At 33.7% G+C, this 22051-nt stretch carries 22 protein-coding genes and 1 tRNA gene; 5 read left to right on the forward strand and 18 right to left on the reverse strand.

Annotation, left to right across the window (positions count from 1 at the left end):
* Positions 1 to 70: 70 nt before the first annotated feature.
* Entirely contained in the window at positions 71 to 1285 is a 1215-nt protein-coding gene (locus FHK87_RS08800) for an aminotransferase class V-fold PLP-dependent enzyme (protein ID WP_140592305.1), read from the reverse strand.
* Between the two features lie 79 nt (positions 1286 to 1364).
* On the opposite strand from FHK87_RS08800, the gene FHK87_RS08805 reads away from it, so the two are divergent.
* Entirely contained in the window at positions 1365 to 2714 is a 1350-nt protein-coding gene (locus tag FHK87_RS08805; RefSeq protein ID WP_140592306.1) for a serine hydrolase domain-containing protein, read from the forward strand.
* Between the two features lie 46 nt (positions 2715 to 2760).
* Here FHK87_RS08805 and FHK87_RS08810 read toward each other — a convergent pair whose 3' ends face one another.
* Positions 2761 to 3183 (reverse strand): secondary thiamine-phosphate synthase enzyme YjbQ, encoded by a 423-nt coding sequence (locus FHK87_RS08810; RefSeq protein ID WP_140592307.1) that lies wholly within the window; start codon positions 3181 to 3183, stop codon positions 2761 to 2763.
* A 145-nt stretch (positions 3184 to 3328) separates the two neighbouring features.
* Between FHK87_RS08810 and FHK87_RS08815 the strand changes: the two genes are divergently transcribed.
* Entirely contained in the window at positions 3329 to 4147 is an 819-nt protein-coding gene (locus tag FHK87_RS08815) for an HAD family hydrolase (protein ID WP_140592308.1), read from the forward strand.
* 385 nt (positions 4148 to 4532) lie between these two features.
* Here the strand turns inward: FHK87_RS08815 and lepA are convergent, their stop codons facing one another.
* Positions 4533 to 6329, reverse strand: coding sequence for a translation elongation factor 4 (gene lepA, locus FHK87_RS08820; RefSeq protein WP_140592309.1), 1797 nt, complete (start codon positions 6327 to 6329; stop codon positions 4533 to 4535).
* Positions 6330 to 6566: 237 nt separating this feature from the next.
* Between lepA and dusB the strand changes: the two genes are divergently transcribed.
* Positions 6567 to 7559 carry a tRNA dihydrouridine synthase DusB gene (gene dusB, locus FHK87_RS08825; protein WP_140592310.1) on the forward strand — a complete coding sequence of 331 codons (993 nt, stop codon included), beginning with the start codon at positions 6567 to 6569 and terminating at the stop codon, positions 7557 to 7559.
* A 47-nt stretch (positions 7560 to 7606) separates the two neighbouring features.
* Here dusB and FHK87_RS08830 read toward each other — a convergent pair whose 3' ends face one another.
* The 3 genes from FHK87_RS08830 to rbfA all read right to left on the reverse strand — a co-directional run bounded on the left by FHK87_RS08830 (position 7607) and on the right by rbfA (position 10025).
* Positions 7607 to 8212 (reverse strand): hypothetical protein, encoded by a 606-nt coding sequence (locus FHK87_RS08830; RefSeq protein WP_140592311.1) that lies wholly within the window; start codon positions 8210 to 8212, stop codon positions 7607 to 7609.
* Positions 8213 to 8319: 107 nt separating this feature from the next.
* Positions 8320 to 9522 (reverse strand): ABC transporter permease, encoded by a 1203-nt coding sequence (locus FHK87_RS08835; RefSeq protein WP_140592312.1) that lies wholly within the window; start codon positions 9520 to 9522, stop codon positions 8320 to 8322.
* Positions 9523 to 9632: 110 nt separating this feature from the next.
* Positions 9633 to 10025, reverse strand: coding sequence for a 30S ribosome-binding factor RbfA (gene rbfA, locus FHK87_RS08840; RefSeq protein WP_140592313.1), 393 nt, complete (start codon positions 10023 to 10025; stop codon positions 9633 to 9635).
* Between the two features lie 190 nt (positions 10026 to 10215).
* Here rbfA and mce point away from each other — a divergent pair, with 190 nt between their 5' ends.
* Positions 10216 to 10620 (forward strand): methylmalonyl-CoA epimerase, encoded by a 405-nt coding sequence (gene mce / locus FHK87_RS08845; protein WP_226294192.1) that lies wholly within the window; start codon positions 10216 to 10218, stop codon positions 10618 to 10620.
* A 108-nt stretch (positions 10621 to 10728) separates the two neighbouring features.
* Positions 10729 to 10802, forward strand: a tRNA-Ile gene (locus FHK87_RS08850).
* A gap of 100 nt (positions 10803 to 10902) precedes the next feature.
* Here the strand turns inward: FHK87_RS08850 and FHK87_RS08855 are convergent.
* The 12 genes from FHK87_RS08855 to FHK87_RS08910 form a co-directional block, all read right to left on the reverse strand.
* Positions 10903 to 12036: a type II secretion system F family protein gene (locus FHK87_RS08855; RefSeq protein ID WP_140592315.1), complete on the reverse strand. Its 1134-nt coding sequence runs from the start codon at positions 12034 to 12036 to the stop codon at positions 10903 to 10905.
* A 4-nt stretch (positions 12037 to 12040) separates the two neighbouring features.
* On the reverse strand, positions 12041 to 12505 hold the full coding sequence (locus tag FHK87_RS08860) for a prepilin-type N-terminal cleavage/methylation domain-containing protein (RefSeq protein ID WP_140592316.1): 465 nt from the start codon (positions 12503 to 12505) through the stop codon (positions 12041 to 12043).
* Positions 12502 to 12816, reverse strand: a complete 315-nt coding sequence (locus FHK87_RS08865) for a hypothetical protein (protein ID WP_140592317.1) — start codon at positions 12814 to 12816, stop codon at positions 12502 to 12504. The genes FHK87_RS08860 and FHK87_RS08865 overlap by 4 nt, the downstream gene beginning before the upstream one ends.
* Positions 12804 to 14078, reverse strand: a complete 1275-nt coding sequence (locus FHK87_RS08870) for a hypothetical protein (RefSeq protein WP_140592318.1) — start codon at positions 14076 to 14078, stop codon at positions 12804 to 12806. The genes FHK87_RS08865 and FHK87_RS08870 overlap by 13 nt, the downstream gene beginning before the upstream one ends.
* Complete coding sequence (locus tag FHK87_RS08875; RefSeq protein WP_140592319.1) at positions 14075 to 14545, reverse strand: hypothetical protein; 471 nt, start codon at positions 14543 to 14545, stop codon at positions 14075 to 14077. The genes FHK87_RS08870 and FHK87_RS08875 overlap by 4 nt, the downstream gene beginning before the upstream one ends.
* 5 nt (positions 14546 to 14550) lie before the next feature.
* Positions 14551 to 15477, reverse strand: a complete 927-nt coding sequence (locus tag FHK87_RS08880) for a fibronectin type III domain-containing protein (RefSeq protein ID WP_140592320.1) — start codon at positions 15475 to 15477, stop codon at positions 14551 to 14553.
* 2 nt (positions 15478 to 15479) lie between these two features.
* Positions 15480 to 16130 carry a hypothetical protein gene (locus tag FHK87_RS08885; protein ID WP_140592321.1) on the reverse strand — a complete coding sequence of 217 codons (651 nt, stop codon included), beginning with the start codon at positions 16128 to 16130 and terminating at the stop codon, positions 15480 to 15482.
* Between the two features lie 107 nt (positions 16131 to 16237).
* Complete coding sequence (locus FHK87_RS08890) at positions 16238 to 16756, reverse strand: hypothetical protein (RefSeq protein ID WP_140592322.1); 519 nt, start codon at positions 16754 to 16756, stop codon at positions 16238 to 16240.
* Positions 16740 to 17948, reverse strand: a complete 1209-nt coding sequence (locus tag FHK87_RS08895) for a hypothetical protein (protein ID WP_140592323.1) — start codon at positions 17946 to 17948, stop codon at positions 16740 to 16742. Before FHK87_RS08895 ends, FHK87_RS08890 begins: the two co-directional genes overlap by 17 nt.
* A complete protein-coding gene (locus FHK87_RS08900; RefSeq protein WP_140592324.1) occupies positions 17948 to 20152 on the reverse strand; it encodes a type II secretion system protein GspD in 2205 nt (734 codons plus the stop codon). The genes FHK87_RS08895 and FHK87_RS08900 overlap by 1 nt, the downstream gene beginning before the upstream one ends.
* Before the next feature lie 7 nt (positions 20153 to 20159).
* Complete coding sequence (locus FHK87_RS08905) at positions 20160 to 21578, reverse strand: GspE/PulE family protein (protein ID WP_140592325.1); 1419 nt, start codon at positions 21576 to 21578, stop codon at positions 20160 to 20162.
* Positions 21575 to 22051, reverse strand: coding sequence for a prepilin peptidase (locus FHK87_RS08910; RefSeq protein WP_226294160.1), 477 nt, complete (start codon positions 22049 to 22051; stop codon positions 21575 to 21577). Before FHK87_RS08910 ends, FHK87_RS08905 begins: the two co-directional genes overlap by 4 nt.

Genomic DNA, 22051 nt, shown 5'->3' on the forward strand with positions numbered 1-22051 from the left:
TTTAAACTATATTAAGTATGATGATAACATCTTCAACGAGTTATCGATAATGTTATTGTTCCCTTCACTTTTATGATAGCATCATTTTTGCTTTTTTTACAGCTTCTACCAAAGCATCAATTTCTTCTTTGGTATTGTAAAATGAGAAAGATGCTCGTATTGTACCGGGAATTTGATAAAAATCCATAATAGGTTGTGCACAATGATGCCCTGTACGTACTGCAATTCCTAACTTATCTACAATAGTACCTACATCATAAGGATGAACTCCTTCTAGGTTAAAGGAAATTACAGAAGTTTTATGTTTTGAAGTACCATAGATTCTCAGTCCTTCTATTTCTAACAATCGTTTGGTACCATATTCTAGTAGCTCATTTTCGTAAACAGCAATATCATCAAAACCAATACTATTCATATAATCAATTGCTACACCAAAAGCAATTCCACCACAAATATTAGGAGTTCCTGCTTCAAATTTATGAGGCAATCCTGCATATGTTGTTTTTTCGAACGTTACTTCTTCAATCATTTCGCCTCCTCCTTGATAAGGAGGTAATTTATTCAACCATTCTTCTTTACCGTATAACATTCCTACTCCGGTTGGCCCACACAACTTATGAGCAGAAGCAACATAAAAATCAACATCAAGTGCTTGAACATCTGGTTTGATATGAGGCCCTGACTGGGCTGCATCAATCAAAACGGCAGCACCTACAGTGTGAGCTTTTTTGATCATCTCTTCGATAGGGTTTATCGTTCCCAGTGCATTAGAGATATGGTTTACAAAAACAAGTTTGGTTTTGCTCGATAGTAATTGATCATATACATCCATAACCAATTCGCCTTCTTCTGTCATTGGAATTACTTTGAGCACTGCCCCTGTTCGTTCACACAACATTTGCCAAGGAACAATATTAGAATGATGTTCTAATGCAGAAACAATAATTTCATCATCTTTTTGTAATAAATTGGTAAAACCAGTTGCGACTATATTGATACTATGCGTAGTGCCTGAGGTAAATATAATTTCATAAGGATGCTTTGCATTAAAATGCTTTTGTATTTTTTTGCGTGCTTGTTCATATGCATCTGTTGCTTCTTGAGACAAGGCATGTACTCCCCTGTGAATATTTGCATTATAATTACTGTAATAATCTACTATAGCATCTATTACTATTTGTGGAGTTTGCGATGTAGCAGCATTATCAAAATATACGAGAGGTTTTCCGTTGACCATTCTTTTAAGGATAGGAAAGTCTTCTCGAATTTTCTGTACATTTATCATAGTCTTTTCTTTCTACAAAAGTACTAAGTATTTTTAAGTAGGATTATGTATTTTTAGATTGATTTAACCCTTTATTCTTATGAAAAAACTCAAAAGAGGCTTTATTATCTTTTTCCTCATTCTTTTAGTAACCATTAGTATTGTTTTTGTTCTTAATTATCCAAAACTTACCATACTAACGGGGTATTCTGCCAAAAATATGAACTCATCTATATTTATTGGTCATAGAAGTGCTGAATACACAGATAAAAATGATAATAATTTTGCACCCGTTCATTTAGCAGATGATACCGTAAATCAAGAAGAAAAATCTTCTGTAGCTTCTGTTTTTGGTCTTAATGAACGCAAAGCTATCTATAGAGAAGGAGTTGGCAGTGTTCTAATCAATGAAGATTATAAGGCTAATGAACCCGTATTGACTCCAAAAAGAATCAAGACCAATACAGGATTAGCATATCCCTATGGAGAATTAGAACAAAAAGATACTGTATTTGCCTCTGTTAATTACGATCAAATAAACATCGCTATAGACTCCATGTTTGATCAAAATGGTCAGGATGTAAAAAGAACCAGAGCTGTTTTAATCCTACACAAAGACCATATCATTGCAGAAAAATATGTAGGAGGAATTGATAAAAACTCTAAACTACTGGGCTGGTCTATGACCAAAAGTATTCTCTCTACAGTATATGGAGTGCTTCAATCACAAGGTAAAATTGATATTGATAGTAAAGCACCTATAAAAGAATGGCAAAATGATGATAGAAAACAAATCACTATTCATAATTTATTACAAATGAACTGTGGTCTAAAGTGGGATGAAGATTATGGTTCAATATCTGATGTTACCAAAATGTTGTATTTGGATACCGATATGACTGCATCACAAATCAATAAAAAAGCGATTCATAAACCCAATGAATATTGGTATTACTCATCAGGAGTATCCAACCTATTATCAGGAATCTTACGAAAACAATTTACAGATTATCAAGAATATTTGGATTTCCCTTATCGAGAGTTTATTGACAAAATCGGTATGCATTCAATGTTAATAGAAACAGATTTGGCAGGTAACTACATAGGTTCATCTTATTCATGGGCAACAGTGAGAGATTGGGGTAAGTTTGGATTACTATATCTACATAAAGGCAACTGGAACGGAAAACAAATCTTTGACAAAAGCTGGGTGGATTATATTACAACACCTACACCTACCTCTGAAGGCGATTATGGAGGACATTTTTGGCTAAATGCAGGCGGATTTTATCCCGATGCTCCCAAAGATATGTTCTCTGCAAATGGTTTTCAGGGACAACGGGTATTTATAATCCCTTCCAAAGATTTAGTAGTAGTAAGATTTGGTTTGGCAGGTAATACGGTCGATTTTAATCAGTTTTTAAAAGACATTGTAACTGCAATTCAATAAAAATAATAGAATTTATACGTTTCGATTTGAATAAACATATTATTTTCTAAGCACCAAAAGCAGTTAATACCAGATTACGAGCCCCTCCATGATTACGATGTTCGCAAAGGTAAATGCCTTGCCAAATCCCCATATTAAGCTTTCCATCGGTAATGGGTATTTGAATAGAACTACCCAATATAGATGCTTTGATATGCGCAGGCATATCATCCGGCCCCTCATACGTATGCAAATAGTACGGAGCATTTTCAGGAACCATAACATTCATGTGACTTTCAAAATCTTTTCTTACTGTCGGATCGACATTTTCGTTGATCGTTAAGCCGGCAGAAGTATGTTTGATAAAAACTTGCAATTGACCTATTTGAATTTGTTGTATTTCTGGAATCGCTGAAACCACCTCATCAGTAATCAAGTGGAAACCTCTGGGATAAGGGCGCAATGCTATTTCTTTCTGAAAGAAGTTCATATATTTAGAGTTCGCTATAAATTGAAATTTATTTTTACTATATCTTCTAGACACTAAATTAATACTATCTTCACATAAATAATCATATTTTTAATATGATCTCTGATACCTTTACACCTAATTATTACTAAAAGTCAAGATTTTTATGGATTTATCTCAGATTAAATTAGTCGCTACTGATATGGATGGAACTTTGTTGAATTCTAAAGATCAGATAAGCCATCACTTTTTTGAACTTTTTCAAGAGTTACAAGAATTAGGAGTAACCTTTGTTGCTGCTAGCGGAAGACAGTATTATAGTATTATCAATAAATTAGAACCTATTAAAGATAATATCTATGTCATTGCAGAAAATGGAGCATTAACCATGCTACAAGATACAGAACTGCAAACTACTGCAATTGATAGAAAAACCTATCTCGAACTCATCGATATCACTCGAACGCTAAAAGGATCTCAGGTTGTACTTTGTGGTCGTAAAAAGGGATATATTGAAGATTATGGGCAGGACTTTATAAATATGTTTTCTGAATATTATGATCGTTATGAAGTTGTCAAAGATTTATCTGAAGTAACCGATGATGTATATCTAAAAATAGCAATATGCAATCAAAATGGATCTGAAAAATATGTATACCCTGCTTTAAAACACCTAGAAGGTAGGGTAAAAGTAAAAGTATCAGGAGAAATATGGTTAGACCTATCACATAATCTCGCCAATAAAGGTCATGCATTACAACAACTACAAGAAAAAAATAATATTACTCCCGAAGAGACTATGGTATTTGGCGATTATAATAACGATCTTGAAATGATGTCGCGAGCGACCTACAGCTTTGCTATGGCAAATGCGCACCCTAATGTAAAACAAATCGCCAATTACATGACAAAAAGTAATGATGAAAATGGGGTTGAGTATATGTTACAAAAAATGATAGAAGCTAAAAAAGCATCTGTAATATAAACGCAATACGTTATAGCCGTCTACTCATTCTGATTGTAAATACTTCTTCAAAGCTTAAGAAATACTAGCCAGTGCTACTGATATAATAAAAAAATACACATAAATTGGGATCTGGGTAGGAGATAAATTTTGCATAGTTTGTTGTTTAGTTTGTATAGTATGATTATCATAATCACAATGCAATTTATAAAAATTTATTTCATTATTGCATTTAATCTTCAAGAAAATACTTTTTAACGATAAAATTAACTTTAACAAAGAAGTGTATTTCCTACATTTTTGGCTATCTATAAAAAAATAACTGCCCTATTGATGAGCAGTTATCGTATATTTCTATAACAAAGCTGTTTTGAAAATTCAGAATAGCTTTGATCATTTTAGTAACTTAGTCATTCAGTTTTAGTACTGCCATAAATGCTTCTTGTGGTATTTCAACATTACCTACCTGACGCATACGTTTTTTACCTTTCTTTTGTTTTTCAAGTAATTTACGTTTACGAGAGATATCTCCTCCATAACATTTTGCAGTCACATCTTTTCTAAGGGCTTTTACCGTTTCACGAGCAATTATTTTTGCTCCAATAGCAGCCTGAATAGGAATATCAAATTGCTGACGTGGGATAAGTTCTTTAAGCTTTTCGCACATCTTTTTCCCAATATCATAAGCATTATCCTGATGTAATAACGCTGAGAGTGCATCTACTGTATTTGCATTCAATAATACATCGACTTTTACCAGTTTTGAAGCTCTCATCCCGATGGGTGCATAATCAAAAGACGCATATCCTTTTGAAACGGTTTTAAGGCGATCATAAAAATCAAAAACAATCTCTGCCAATGGCATATCAAAAGAAAGTTCTACACGTTCTGTTGTAAGATACGTTTGATTTGTGATCTCACCTCGTTTTTCGATACACAACGACATTACAGGGCCAACAAAATCAGCTTTAGTAATGATAGATGCTTTGATATAAGGTTCTTCAACCCTATTCATTTTAGAAGGATCAGGGAGATCAGTAGGGTTATTTACAATGATAACCTGATCTGGTTCTTTATTGGTAAAAGCGTGATAAGATACGTTGGGTACTGTAGTAATTACAGTCATATTAAACTCTCGTTCTAAGCGCTCTTGAATAATTTCCATGTGGAGCATTCCCAAGAAACCACAACGAAATCCAAATCCTAGCGCTGCAGAACTTTCCGGAGTAAATACTAGTGACGCATCATTGAGCTGTAGTTTTTCCATCGAAGCTCTTAACTCTTCATAATCTTCGGTATCTACAGGATAAATTCCGGCAAAAACCATTGGTTTTACATCTTCAAAACCTTCAATAGCATTTTGAGTGGGTACTTTTGCATCTGTAATGGTATCTCCTACTTTTACCTCTCTTGCATCTTTGATCCCGGTGATCAAATATCCCACATCCCCGGTTTTGATCACTTGCTTAGGAACCTGATTCAATTTAAGTGTACCAATCTCGTCTGCAAAATAGTTTTTTCCTGTGGCTACAAACTTAATTTGTTGTCCTTTTTTGATCTCGCCATTTACTACTCTAAAATAAGTTTCAACGCCTCTAAAAGGGTTGTACACAGAATCAAAAATAAGGGCTTGTAAAGGTTCTTCTGTAACGCCTTCGGGAGCAGGAACACGTTCTATTATCGCTTCAAGTATTTCTTCGATACCAATTCCTGTCTTAGCACTTGCAGGAATTACATCTTCGGCCTCGCAACCCAAAAGGTCTACAATATCATCGGTTACCTCTTCTGGATTTGCACTTGGTAAATCTACTTTATTGAGCACTGGTATGATTTCAAGATCATTTTCTAATGCCAGATATAAATTAGAAATCGTTTGTGCCTGTATACTTTGAGCAGCATCTACTACAAGCAATGCTCCTTCGCAAGCAGCAATCGAACGAGAAACTTCGTAAGAAAAATCAACATGACCCGGAGTATCAATCAAATTAAGGATATATTCTTCTCCTTTATACGTATACTCCATTTGTATTGCATGGCTCTTGATTGTAATCCCACGCTCACGTTCTAGATCCATATTATCAAGCAACTGGTTTTGCGCTTCGCGAGCCGTTACAGAACCGGTAAAATCTAATAATCGATCTGCCAGGGTACTTTTACCATGGTCAATATGAGCAATAATGCAAAAGTTTCTAATGTTTTTCATTCTTCTTTTTCAAATAAATTCTGGGGCGTGACCCTTCATTACATTTCGGGTCGGGCTATACGCGCTACACGGTAGCATGCTTCTATCCCTCACGCAAATTCCACTCTTGTAATGACTTGCAAATATAGTTGGATTTTATAAGCTTTATATCATCTCTCCTATATTTTTATAGCTTCAAATCGCAAAGGTTTTTGAAAACATTGAGGGTTTTACGTAATTTTACACCAAAAATATACTGTGGCAAAAATAGGAGACATAGATGTAGGGGAATTTCCATTACTATTAGCACCGATGGAAGATGTGAGCGATCCTCCTTTTCGTGCATTATGCAAAGAACAAGGTGCAGATGTGGTGTATACAGAGTTTATCTCTAGCGAGGGGTTGATAAGAGATGCTGCCAAAAGCGTCATGAAACTTGATATTTATGAAAAAGAACGTCCTGTAGGCATTCAGATTTTTGGCGCTAATCTTGATTCGATGCTCAAGTCTGTAGAGATTGTAGAAGCTTCAGGTCCCGATATTATCGATATCAATTTTGGATGCCCTGTAAAAAAAGTAGTCAGCAAAGGAGCAGGGGCAGGAATCTTAAAAGATATTGACCTTATGGTATCGTTGACCGAAGCGATGGTAAAACATACCAAATTACCGGTTACTGTAAAAACCCGTTTGGGTTGGGATCACGATTCTATTAGGATTGTAGAAGTCGCAGAACGATTACAAGATGTAGGGTGCAAAGCGATCTCTATACATGGTCGCACGAGAGCACAAATGTATAAAGGCAATGCCAACTGGAAACCTATTGCAGAGGTAAAAAACAATCCCAGAATGCATATTCCTGTGTTTGGTAATGGAGATGTAGATTCTCCTGAGCGTGCCATGGAAATGCGAGATCAATATGGATTAGACGGTGCAATGATTGGTCGTGCCAGCATTGGTTATCCTTGGTTTTTTGCAGAAGTAAAACACTTTTTTGAAACAGGAGAGCATCTACCGCCTCCTACTATAGAAGAACGTGTCATAGCAGCACGTAGGCATTTGCAAATGGCTATCGACTGGAAGGGTGAAAAACTTGGAGTTTTTGAAACCCGAAGACATTATACCAATTATTTTAAAGGGATTCCTCATTTTAAAGAATATAGGACAAAAATGGTGACTAGTGATCGCCCAGAAGATGTTTTTGCTGCTTTTGATGAAGTACAGTCCAAGTTTGCAGGCTTTGAGTTTGTGTAGCTACTAGAAGATATCTTTATGAAATAAGGCAATCATTAATCCGTGTATTAATAATCTACTCTTGGTGTTGGATCATTTTCTTTGATTCTGATTCTACATTTTTTTTCGACCTCTAATACGTTTTCAATTTTGGACATAAAAATAATATCCGGTACAAATTGATCTCCTCCATTTTTGCGGCTTCTCATTTTTCCTGTACGCAATTCCAGCTCAAGATCGCCATGGGTTTTACGTTTCTTAACCTTAATATTGCCAGAAAACTGTTCCCAATCTTTTATTTCTACAGTGCCTTTTCTGTATTTGATCAATCGACTTTCGGTACCTACAAAATATCCTCCTTTTTGAAAAAGCATAATGACTCCCCAGACAGCAATTGCAATACCTATTACTAAGAAAAAACCTAAAAATATCGCAGGAAACAACAAAGAGTCCAGATCATCGGATGCTAGATGTAGTTTTCCATTTTCAAACGATGGTTTTATGAAACCTATCAAAAGTACCATCACAATTGTATTCCAAAAAAGAGAAAATATAGAAAGACTCATTCCATTTTTTCTTGGGTGATTTTTTGCACTTTTGATCAAAAAATCAACAGGTTCTGAATCAATAACGGTTTTTAGGTCCCTGGGAATATTATTTATAGTTACGCGCATAATCAAGTACAGTATTAACTGTTATAAACCGAAAATACCTAAAAATATATTAATCATAAATAATGATTATATATTTTAAAAGCATAATTTTTAAATGACAGAAAAATTTAATTTACTAATTTTTGATTGATTCTACTCGATGCCAATAAAGAAGCAATAAATCCGATAATTGTTATTGTAAAAAAAACAATCACAAAACTGGTTGCTGTGATTCGAGTAGGATATGGTAACGAAGGGGTAATCATTAATAAACCAAAACGTTGCTGTAATACAATAAGGGTAAAACCTAATAATAATCCTAGCAATGTTCCTAATATCGTCATTAACAATCCTTGAAATAAGAATATTTTTCTAACTTTTGGTAAAGCAGCACCAACATTGTAAAGCGTCTTGATGTTGTCTTTTTTATCGATTATCATCATGATAATCGCTCCGGCAACATTAAACAGAGCAATGATAGCGATCAAGGTAATAACGAGATAAGAAACGAGATTTTCTGTGTTCAGCATTTTATATAAAGCATCGTTTAACTGTACTCTGTTTTTAACAATTACTTTATCCTCAAAAATCGATTGCAACTCTTGTTTTACTCTTGATTCATCAGCCTCTGGAGCCAGTTTAATTTCTATATGGGTGACTTTATCTTCTGATAGGGATAGCAATTTGCGAACTAACCCTGTTGTAGCAAATAAGTATTTACTATCAAGTTCTTCGCTAATACTATAAATACCAATATTTACTGCTTTTTCTATACTAAATGCTTTTGAGGGATCTGTTGGAATACCTTTGCCAGGTTTAGGCACATAAATATTTAAGAGATTGGTATAGGTTTGCTCTACTCCCATACTCAATTCTCTGCTAATCCCACTACCGGCCACTACCTGAAAATCATTATTTGTTAACCATTCTCCATATCCTAATATGCTATCTGTTTGAACAACTTTACTATAATTAGCATCTACACCTTTTATAAAAGCTGTTTTTTGTTTCTCTCTAAACTCAAGGAGCACATGTTCTTCAACAATTTCAGAAAAATTAACTACCTCATCAAGAGCAGAAATTTTTGTTTTTTGATCTTTAGTAAAGATAAAGGTCTTTCCTTCAGAAGGAAAAATTTTAAGATCAGGATCAAAATATGTAGAAAACTGAAGGCTAAAATCTTTTAATCCTGCAAAACCTGACAATACAATAAAGAGAGACATTGCCCCTATAACAACACCTGCTGCGGCAATACCTGTAATAATATTGATGGCATTACTGCTACCCGGAGAAAATAAGTAACGCTTTGCGATGTAAAGTGAAAAATTCAAAATTTGCCTGAGGTCGTAAAATAGATGTTTATCTTAATTCTGGAATAAAGATAAAAGAATAATGATGAAATCACAGGAATAAATCATTATGTTAGGATTACCTGTAGATATTATTTCTTTTTACGTCTCTCGAGAAGGTCACGATCATGTATTGGATTTTCTTTCCCTTTTACTGCTTCTTCAAGATTTGAAATATATTCTAACGAATCATCAATAAAATAGGATAATTCGGGCATACGACGCAATTGATTTTTGGTACGTTGTGCTATTTGGTGTTTGATCTGTGATTTTACTGCATTTACTTCTTTCAATACTGTTTCTCCTTCTTTATGCGGAAAAATACTCATGTATACCTTTGCCAAAGAAAGATCAGTTGTAACGTTTACTTTAGTTACAGAAACCAAAATTCCATGTACTCCAGCCTCTCGTAAAGCAAGTTGTATCACATCTGCAACATCTCGTTGTAATACTCCTGCAATTTTTTTCTGTCTATTTGTTTCCATGGCACAAAAATACATATTAATATTTTGAAGACATAAGACAATAATACTTTTAAAAAGATAGCGACTCATTAAACACCTTATCCAGCAAGTTTTTACTATTTTTCTTTGTATTATTTGACTTTATATTCGTTATATCACAATAAGATAAATAGTACCTTTACCACATAAATAGTATCATAATATGAATCATATTAATAAAATAGAACATATTGGTATTGCTGTCAAGGATATTGATCAGGCAAATACTGTATATGAGAAACTTTTGGGAGTTCCTCCATATAAACAAGAAGTTGTTGAAAGCGAATCAGTGATTACGTCATTTTTTAAAATTGGAAATAATAAAATAGAACTCCTCGCCAGCACCAAAGATGATGGCCCTATAGGAAAATTTATTGCTAAAAAAGGAGAAGGGATCCATCATATTGCTTTTGATGTAGATGATATAGAGAAAGAGATGGACAGACTAGATAAAGAGGGGTTTCAACTGATCAATAAGGCTCCTAAACGTGGAGCAGACAATAAATTAGTTGCTTTTGTACACCCAAAAGATACCAACAGTGTTCTTATCGAATTATGCCAGGAAGCTCCTCTATAAAGTAGAACTAGTAATATGTATATTAGGGTATTTTAAATCACTTGAAAAATTATCAAAAAAAATATTTGGTGTGTATATATCAAATTCTTAAATTTGCCCTCCGTTTTAGGTCCCATAGCTCAGCTGGTTAGAGCACCTGACTCATAATCAGGGGGTCCTTGGTTCGAGCCCAAGTGGGACCACTTAAAAACCCTTTAAACTATTTTGTTTAAAGGGTTTCTTTTTTTGAGAGATATAAGCTTAACAAAAAAGTAAAAACACTTATTTCGAAGATTTTTAATATTACCCAATTACACTACTCAATCTGAACATTGGCAAATACATAGCAATAAGAATGACTCCTACAATAATTCCAACCCCAATGGTCAATAACGGATTAAGAACATTAGAAATCACTTGTGATTGATGTTTTACCTGTTGGTTGTATTGCTCATTAAGTCTTTGAAAGATAAATTCTGTTTGATTTGTTTCTTCGGCAACCCGTATCATAGCGATCATTTTTTTATCAAAAATCGAATGTTGAGCAAAAGCACTACTCAACGACCCTCCCACAAGCACCAAATCCCTCGTTTTGTGTAACCCTTCTTGAAGAGGGTAAAAATTTATCATATTTTTTACAAGATCAATACTATCTACCAAAGGTACTTTTGCCATCGTTAATAGAGAGACTGCTTGGGTAAATTGTGCCATGTAAATCCTTTGAAAATAATTGCCGAGGATAGGCAAACGAAGTTGAATCTTTCCTAAAATTTTTCGATACCATTTCTTTTTAGAGATGAATATCATTGCAGTGACACCAACAAGAATACTTCCTAATAATAACCAACTATTATCACTTACAAAGTTAGAAAAGCTTATAATGGCTTCGGTAATTCCTGGTAAATCGACTTTGTTTTGTTTAAAAATATCAACAAATATCGGTACAACGTACTTCAACATAAAAGCGATAACCAACAATGCTGTACACATTACTATAATCGGATAGGTAAGTGCTGATATAATCTCTCTACGCAGTTCATTTTTGCGTTTATAAAATTCACTCAATTCAAAAGCAATTTGGGCTTGCTGCCCTGTTTGTTCACCAATCTTTATGGCATAATATTCATAATCAGTAAAGTTTTTGTTTTGCTTAAGAATATCTGAAAAAGAACTCCCTGCAACCAATTGAGAGAGCATAGAAGACATCAATTCCTGATCTTTTTCTTTCTTTTGAGTATCGGCAAGTAACTCTAGTCCGCTTCTGAGGTCGATTCCTGATTTTAATAATATACTTAATTCTGCATACCATTGTTCTTTCTTTTTTGAAGAAAATGAAGTTCCAAATAGTGTAATTTCTTTTGTTAATATTGCCGAAATATCAAAGGACGTTTCTTTTTGGCGTTGACTATTATGTTGTTGTTCTATTTTGATACCCATATTTTTAAAAATTTGCAGAAGGATCATTGTACTTAAATACGAATACACTGTGAACTTCTCGGGTTTCTTTGAATCTTAATTTGATAGCATCTATATTACCTTTTGTCACCCTTTTTCCTTTCCAGAAAAATAGTTTCTCTTTTATCCTCAAAGAATATGTAGTAATATCTGTGGCAATACTATCTTCATAAAAGATGTAATTTCGCTCTTTAATTGGGGACGATACTATTAATTTGTTTTGTGATGGATTCCAATTTACTTTGGTATTTTGATTAAAATCAATCGTTAAGGCTGTTTCAAAAGATTGTATTTGTTCTTTACGGTTATAATTATTTGTAATAGCATTCATCTGGTTTTGTACAATACCCAATACCGAAAAAGCTAGCCCGGCGACTATCGCAGAGATAATAATCACAACAATCATCTCAGTTAGTGTAAATGCATTTATCTTACGTTTTAGCAACATCATCTTACAAATAGCTTTTTTTCATACGTATTGTTTTCTTTTATATACGAGAGTACTATTTCTTTTTCAACAGACATGATTGTAATTTCCCATTCATCAAAATCTTCTGTATAGGGAATCTTTATTTCTTTATGAATAAACAAATATTCTAATTCTTTTATTCTGTTTTCTACAGCGCTTTGATCTCTTTGTATTTGATTGGTAAATACATTATTAAAACTTAAACTGGCAATCATAAATACAATGACAATCAAAACTGAAGCTGTTAATACTTCTATCAAAGTTGCTGATCGTATTTTTTTTAATATAACCATTGTACGATATCACTTTTTTGATTTGCAAATGGCAACCCCGCATAATTTTCTATGGGGTTCAGTAATACTTTACCATTATAAATATGATTCAAATATATAGACCCCGATTGTCTGGCAATAAATTGATTTGAATATAATGCTCCCAATACAGTACCCTGAAAATCCATATTACCATCACAATACACTTCTCCCACAACCTCAACTCCTTTTGCTATCTCAACATTGGTTTGTATACGATTTTGTTTTGTATCAATATTAGGTTTTATGTATGCAAGACCTCCTTCAATGATTGATTGGGTTCCTATTGTAACTTCAGGATCATGATGCTGCGTATTACGAGGCTGTTGATCAGTCTTTTTCCTTTCATCAATAAGGATTAATGCAGAAGGGTAAGACAAATAGCACGCCTTTCCTATTTCAATCTTGCGATTAGCAATTCCTTGAAACCGTCCTTTAAAACTATTACTCACAGTAATTTTGGGAGCAATGCAAATTACATCGGTGAGTTGCGCATTTGGCCCAATGATGATTTGAGATTGTGACTGAATAATAATATTTCCGGATATCGTTTGATCGTCTAAAACAATAGGATCGATATCATAAATCAACTGAGCAGGGGCATGAAATGAATTTTTATGTTCATCTTGTAGTGGTATTTGATCTATAGTTGCTAACAAAGCTCCTTGAGTGATCTTTTTAAGGTAAGCAACCCAGTCTGAATCAAATTTGGGAAGTGTTGTTTTACTCACAAAAGAACGCCCATAATACAAAGTATTTCCTTGATAATAATGTCCGGAAATATTTCCGGCTTTAACTCCTTGTTTTGGTAAATAGGTATTCCCTTCTAATCGAGCATCTCCTACAAGTACTAATGGTGAATTATTATCTTTCACATACAAATTGGGGCTACTCTCTGTCTTTTTTGAGCCCGTAAGCGCTATTTTTGATACTTTTTGGTTATGAGTCTGTATTTCTGAGTATCTTCTTATCCAAGCTCCATGATAAACTACATTTAATTTTGAGCTCCCTGTATTATCCGTTTTTATAATCGTATCGTTACGTACGATATTATCAGTATCTAATGATACAAAAAGTTGCTGATTAGATTTTTCAAAGGCTGTTATGATTTCTTTTGACTTGATATTAAAAAAAGAATGCACATGAGTAAGCATTAAAAAAGCGCCTAACAATAATGCAACCAAAACGGAAACCAGAATGGCAAATTGCATAGCTTGTGCTTCTATTTTGTGAAATATCTTCAATTGGCAATAGTAAAATTTTTAGTTTTTCCTTTATATTTTAATCTAATTGTACTTGAAGCCCCCTTAATAAGTGTAACCTGATCAATAGTTTGTTTTACCTTCATCAACTGATCAACACCATTGATCGAAATCAAATAAATAGCATTATTGTTATTACCCGATACCAGTCCTTTATATTGAATATTTGGCCAAAGGAAAGCTGTTTGTTTTTGAACTCTTGGTTTTGTGCTCTTGCTTTTTTTCTTTTTAGGTTGATACAATGTTCCTAAAAAAGGGTCTCTTTCTAAAGGTTCTATTGTAAAGACTTCTCTTTCTTTAGTTGTAATTTCAGAAACATCGATTTGAGTGTTTTCATTAAAGATGGGATCATCATCAGAAAATGCACCTAGTACCTGAAAGATAATAGCTCCCCAAATAAACACTACAAGTGGTAATAGGATATATAATGATTTCTTACTCTTCAGCATATAACCTAATTTATTGTAAAACGTGATACCGTTCCTGATTCACTCTCATTACCCGCTTCATCAAAAGCTTTTATAAACCAATAATAGGTAGTACTAGTTTCTAACGCTATCTCTGAAGGTGAGGTAACACGATCTTTGGTAGCTAATTGGGTTAGTCCAACATCTTTGTATATAAAAATACTATCAAACTCAGCAGTACCCGCTACAGTTTCTCTTGTCCAACTAAAGTTTACTGTAGTTTCTGTGAGCGTGGCATCATTTGCAGGAGCACTATTAACCGGTTGTTTTGGAGCTTCACTATCTATAGTAATAGTTCTGGTACTATAAAATGTGTTTTGCGTATTATTTTCTGCTCGTACTTGCCATTGTGTTACTCCTTCCGGAAATGTGATTGTAATAGAAGTATCTGTTGTAGTTTCTTCTTGAACAACCTCATTGCTACTATTCAATAACTGTATTTTGTAAGAAGTAGCATCGGTAACATTTTGCCATTGTAAGATTGTCTCATTTGTATTGTTTAAAGCATTGTTCTCCGGAGCTGTTAGTACAACCTGTCTGGCAGAAAACTCCTCATTTTCTAAAACTGTAAATTTTGCTGTAGCATATGGTGTTGAAGACCCTGAGTTCTGAGCCCTTATTCTCCATTCGTATTCATTTTTAATCAAATTTGATGTAAAACTAACACTAGTAACTGTTGTATCCAGAACGATTTGAGTTGCATTTTCAAAATTTGGTTGTGCTACTTGCAATAAATATTCTGTAGCTTGATCAACAGGCTCCCAACTAAACGTAACTGCCGTATTTCGTACAATAGCCTCATCTATCGGTGCAAGAAGATTTATCATTTCTTCTTCAAGATCTTCTTCAAAAAATACTTCCTCACAACTTATAAGTGTAAGAAAAAATAATCCTATATATAGTATCTTTTTCATTATTACAGTTTAAAATAGTTTGTTTTTTGAGTTGCTTTTTCGGTATCCTGATATGTGTTTTTAGGGCAAGATGAATGTTCCTGAACAAGATCTCGTAATATCATTTGCCTCTTATCATTTTCGCTCCAGCAGAAAAACGATAATCCGTAAGCAAAAATAGCTGTATCAGAAAAGAGTATCGTTTTAAAAGTTTTGTGATCTTTTAATAGTTCTAACTGATATTGTTTATACCCTCCATTTTTTAAAAATATAGTTTCTGCTTGCTCAATTTCACGTATTAATTCTTGTGAAACTGCCATCGAAATATTGGTAACTAGTGTTATGTCTTGTTGTCCTTTTAGATAATTATACGTTTGCGAATTGTAATCCTCTTGTAATTCTGCAATAGTAGTAATTCGGTCTAGCAATTCTAGGTTTAGAAACTTGGGCTTACGCTTGATCGAATCTATATATTTAACTTGTTGAGCATCGTTCTTTGACACCTTAGAATACGCTGAAAAAGTCTTTGCCGTAAAATCTGTGGTCACAGCATGTACCCGAATACGTTTTTTATATTCTGGAAAAGCTATGGTTTGATATTCTGAAAACTGTATCCCTTTTTCCTGTATGCCTATCACACCCAAAGCAATAGGATTTTTGACCGCTGTATGCATTTTTGTTTTGTTAATTCTAACGCTGTGACATCCTAAAATTGAAAAAACAAAAAGGGTGAAAAGTCCATATATTTTGTAATTATTCATGTATGCTATTAGTTTACTTATTAATTAAGGCGTTGCAACAACACTCTACATTGCAAATAGGTGGCTCTTGTTCTAAAATCCTTCTTTTTCTCAAAGTTGACCTGCACGATATTTCCAAAACTATACTGTTGTTCTAGTTCGTAGATAACTGATATTAGAGCATTATACTCTCCCTGTAATACAAAATCATAGGTAGTCATGCCTTTTTTTGTAGTCTTATCTCTATATATATGAGGTTCTTCAAAAGCAATAATTTTTATATTTGAAGTTGAGGATAATCCATTTAAGGTTTTAAGAAGGTTATGCTGCAAAGAGTTTCCTTCAACATTATTTTTTGCCAGAATGATATCTAATTGCTGTTCTTTTTTGGTTAGTGCAGCCAGTTGTACCGGAGCTGCCATATATTTTTCTTTTTCAAGAGTAAGCTGATCAACTTCTTTTTGTAATGTAAAGGTTTTAGCAAAAGCATATTGATACGCAATCAATAGTACCAGTATAAGCCCTACAACCAGTGCTATATTTTTACTTTTTTGTTTCATTAGATTTCATTTTAAGCATTAATTCAAAATCTGATGTATTTATTTTATTCAATCCATAATGTACAATCGTTACTGTATCTATATATGATAAAGCCTCTATTGCTCTCAACCAAATGGTAAAATCCGATTTGTTGATCGAAGTTCCTGTGATGGTAATCACTTTGTCTTTGAATTCGATCTCTTTTTCGTTTCTAACAGGTTTTAATAGGGGTTGATAAACAAGCGAACTAAGTACTATTGTCGAGGGTTGTGATTGTATAATTTGATTGATATAATAAGAGCTTTTTGAAAACCCGGTAGTGAGTATACTTTGTACCAGTAATTCTTTGTTATTCACTAAAGACTGTTTCTGAATAATCTGTTCCTTTTGTGAGGTATAAATTTGTAATTCTTCTTGCAAATTCTGCCATTTTTTATAAAAACTATTAAATACAAAAAAGTTGATCAACAGAGTAATGAGTAGAAAACCAGTGCCAATTTGCAACACATTTTTAAAAAGCTGTTTTTCTTTATTTCCTTGAGCAAGGGCTTGATTTTTGAGATCAAGATTTCCTGAAATGTTATGATATCCCATTGCTGTATACAACCCCATAGCCAAGGGTAATGTATGTGTCGAAGAAAAAGTTAGTCCTTCTATCTTATACTGTTCTTGAGTATTATCTGTCGACACTATCGAATCAATTTCATTAGTGTCAAATTTGATTTCTAAAGTAGACGTTTGTAAAGTATGATCTGTAAACTTTGATAGCACACTTACTTTTAATCCACCAAGTGTTACCGAAAGTACCTTGATTCCTTCTGTCTGTAATTTTGTAATAATAGATGCTACATATTCTTTTCGGCAAACTGTGACAAAAGATTTATGAGATGTCCTTAGGATCTGATAGTAAAAATCATCAAGATTAAGATTAGGAAAAGCTTCTGATATAATCACGGCATCAACATCTGTCTGAGAGACTTCTTTACAAAGTACTTGATCATCTGTAATAGCAAGATGTACTTGCTTGGTCTCTTTTAAAAATTCTGATAATTCGCCTATTTCAAAAGCAGTAAAGGTTTGATCAATATCCCATTCTTCTTTCTTCTTAGCGAATTTGAGTCCAAAAAATACTGGTGTAGCTTCCTTTACAGTATATTCTACAGCAATTAGTTTTTGTCTAAAAGGATTGTATGTCGATAATAAATTTTGCATTAATAAAAGACAGTGGGTTTGATGATTACATTCAACCTTTTCTTTGAATCTTCTCTTGTTCTTTTGCTAAACAACCATTTTAATACTGGGATTCTTGATAGCAGTGGCACCCCAGTACCCGAATCATTCTTCACTTTTTGTTCTATTCCTCCAAGTATAGCAACATCATTGGCTTTCATTCTCATAATAGAAGAGAACCTTCTACTGTTGATATCTGGAGGAGCATTTTCTGCGATGCGCTCTCCACTAAAATTAGACTGAATCACCTGTATATCAAGGGTAATTTGACCGTCTCCTGAAACAAAAGGTTTAAATTCTAAAGCAAGTTCTGCATCAATAGGTAAATAATTAACCACTTCTGAAGTTTGAGGAATTTGTGACCCAAAAAAGTTTTGGTTAGTCACAGCGTAGTACGTAGTTTGCCCGCTAGATAAATAAGCTTTATGACCATTTAGAGTACTTAGCTTAGGTGTGGATAGTATTTTTACATTACCATTGGTTTCCATGGCTTTGATATCCATATAAAAGTTAGGAACAACATTACCTAGATTTAATGATCCAAAACCATCAAATCCACCAATAACTCTATTGATAGTTTTTGCACCTAATGTAATACTGGCATCAGGAAAAGCCCGTCCTTCTGTAGTTACAGGTTCTTTACCAATACCAAATTCTACTCCTGTTTCTACCGTTGCAGAACGACTCACTTCGAGAATCATAACTTCGATCAAAATTAGAGGTACTGGTTTGTCTATATATTTTATAAAGTCTTTAAATTTTTCAACCCTTGTACCCGGACCGCTGATCACAAAACTATTTAATTCTGTATCGATTCTTATGTCTAGCCCTTCGGTCACTGTCGAAGGAAAAACTTCAGAAATATCTCCAACTGATGTGGATTCTGATGAAGAACCAGTATTTCTAAATGAAGAACGTCTTGCTGCTCCTGCATTAATACCTCCATTTTGATTAAACCCTGAATTAGACGCTCCTGAAATATAATTTACCCCTCCTGTTCTAAAATTATTGTTATTAAAACTGTTTCCATAAGAGGTAGAAGAACTTGCGTCACCAAGCATAGCAATAGATCGGTGCATCATCTGTACCAACTCTATCTTTTTGAGTGCTAATTGATCTTCGGTACCAAAATAATACACATTTCCCTCTCTTTTGAAGGTAAATGCACCAGATGAAGATTGTGGATTATTTTGCTGATTTTGTTGAGCATTAAAACTATTTGAATTTCCTTGGTTTGATTGTATCTGTTGAGTAGATGTAATATTGCTTTCAAAAATTTTAACCAGTAATTCATCAAATGAAATTGATTCTGCTTTTACAGTGACTTTTCCTGCTTTTTCTAGTGGGGAAGCTGTAAAAATATCAAGATGTAGATCCTCTGCTAATGTATAAATCACATTAGCAACCGGCGTATCTCTAAGATCAACTGAAACTACTTTTGTGAGTGTATCAACCACTGTATAAGAAAAGTTGGCACGTCTGGGACGGTAACCACTCGCTCCGTTTCCTTCATTTCCTTGCTGCGGAAAAGCATCGAATTCGTAAAAACCATCTCTGGTTTTATTAAAATCAAGATTATTTGCCTCTGCCAATTTTTTCATAGCAATATCAAAAGGGACACTGCTAATAAAAAGGTTCAAATTTTTGGTATTAAGCTGAGGCGTAAACAGTAGGTTTTTACCTGAAACTTCGGTTATTTTTCTAAACACTTTGGGTAGTGGATCATTACTCAAATCTGTAGATAGCGTAGCAGATAATACATCATAATCGACTAAAATTTCTTTTTCTACAGGAGCAACTACGGGTTGAACATACTGTTTAATAGAAAGAATATTTCCTGTAAAAGCAATATCGAGTTGGTATTCTTTTACCAAAAACATTAATAAGTCCTGTACACTCACATCATTAAATCCATTGACGATGGTAATGTTATTCAAATCGTTGGATAAGTTGATGTTGATTTTATGAACCTGAGAAACAGCTCTCAAAAAATTAAGTAGCGAAGTGTTAGAAATATTTACATTCACCTTTTCTGCTAATCCAGGTATCTCTACAGATCGCAATGCAAGTTTGTTTTCTATTGTTGCAATACGTGTATTATCCTGAGATTGATTCTGAAAATGCTCTTGCGACCAAACGTGTATTCCAATCGTAAGTGTAGCAATAAGTAGTATTTTTTTTATCATTCTTGTTTTAGTTATCTACTAATAGTGCATACACTTCTTCTACTGAGGTCTCCCCATCTATGACCATCCGTATTGCGTTGTATTGCAACGTATTAATTTGATTTTCTTTGATATATGTATCGATTTGTAATTCGTTATGTCGAATTGCGGTTTCTAATTGTTTTGTAATTGGTAATATCTCATAAATAGCTTTTCTTCCTATATATCCTGTATGATAGCATTGATCACATCCTGTAGCGACATAATGTTGCTGTAATTCTTCTGGTATTTCAAAATGTTTTGGAAAATCCTCTGAAACTGCGTTTTTGGCAGTTTTACAATGTGGACAAAGTTTTCTTACCAAGCGCTGTGCAATACTCATTGTGATGGTATTCGCCAATAAAAATGCAGGGACTTTCATATCGATTAATCTAGAAATCGTGGCCCATGCAGAATTGGTATGTATAGTTGAGAGCACCAAATGTCCCGTAAGTGCAGCTTTTATTGCCATTGCGGCAGTACGATCATCTCGAATCTCTCCTACCATGATAATATCAGGATCCTGACGCAAAAATGCTCTAAGTGCTGCCGGAAAATCAAACTCTATGTCTTCTCTAAGTTGTACTTGATTAATCCCTTCTAATGTATACTCAATAGGATCTTCAATAGTCAGGATATTGGTAGTTTCTTTATTTAATTCTTTTAATGTAGCGTACAAAGTAGTCGTTTTACCAGAACCCGTAGGACCCGAAATCAAAATAATGCCTTGTGGTTTTTTTATGGCTTCTCGATATTCTTGTATTTCTTTTTGGGTAAAACCGAGATCTGTCAATAAGACTTCTTGTGTGTTACGATTTAATAACCTAAGTACTATCTTTTCTCCATACAAAGTGGGCATTGTAGATACCCTGATATCAAAATCATCTGTACCTTGTTTAAAAGTAATTCGACCATCCTGAGCTAAACGCTTTTGAGAAATATCGAGTCCTGATTGTATTTTAATCTGATTAACTAATTGAGGATATTCTGTCTTGGCAATGGTATATTGTTCTTTTAATTTACCATCTAATCGAAAACGTACCCGGCATATTTTTTCATAAGGTTCCATGTGAATATCACTACTGCCAAAATCTTTTGCTGTAGCAATTAACTTTTGTAAAAACTGGTCTTCGTAACGTAATTTTTCTGTTGAAGCGGTCGTCGCTTTTCTATAGTTAAATGTTAGATACGATTGTATATGTTCTGTAGTTTCATCAATTATAGTGATCCTACACCCCAGTATAATGGTTAATTCTTTTTGTAATCCTATAATGTCTTTTGTATCAGATTTAAAATGTATACTATTTTCATCTTTTGCAAAAGGTATGATCCTGTAATGAAACGCTTGATTTGGCGTAATCAACTGTTTGAGATGTACAGGGATTTCATATGTAGTTATACTACTCATATCAGATACAGGGATATTACATTAGTTGTCCAATTCGTAACGAATACTACTCCTAGAAATAAAGACATGTATCCAGCTAGCGGAACTGTGGGATATTTTGCACTTTTCTTGAAGAATATCCATATAGCTAGAGAAAATAATAAAGCAAATACAAGAATAATAATAAAAGACACTGTTGGAAACCCTACAGCCAATGCTAAAAAGAATAATACATCTCCTAATCCAAACACTTCTTCAAAAAATGAACGTTTTAGTCTAAGTAATGTATACAGGTACAGCATTGCCATAATGATAATTAAGACTGTAGTATTTATCAATAACGCGTATAAGAAATGAATTTGTAATGTATGCTGATGATGAATATATCCTAGTAATCCTATTAGTACTAAAAATACAAATGCATATACTTGACGTTCTTTTATGTCTTGATAAGAAATCATGGCAAGACTACTAAGTATGAGTAATTTGATCAA

This window comes from Aquimarina algicola (genome assembly GCF_006443095.1).
Lineage (GTDB): Bacteria > Bacteroidota > Bacteroidia > Flavobacteriales > Flavobacteriaceae > Aquimarina > Aquimarina algicola.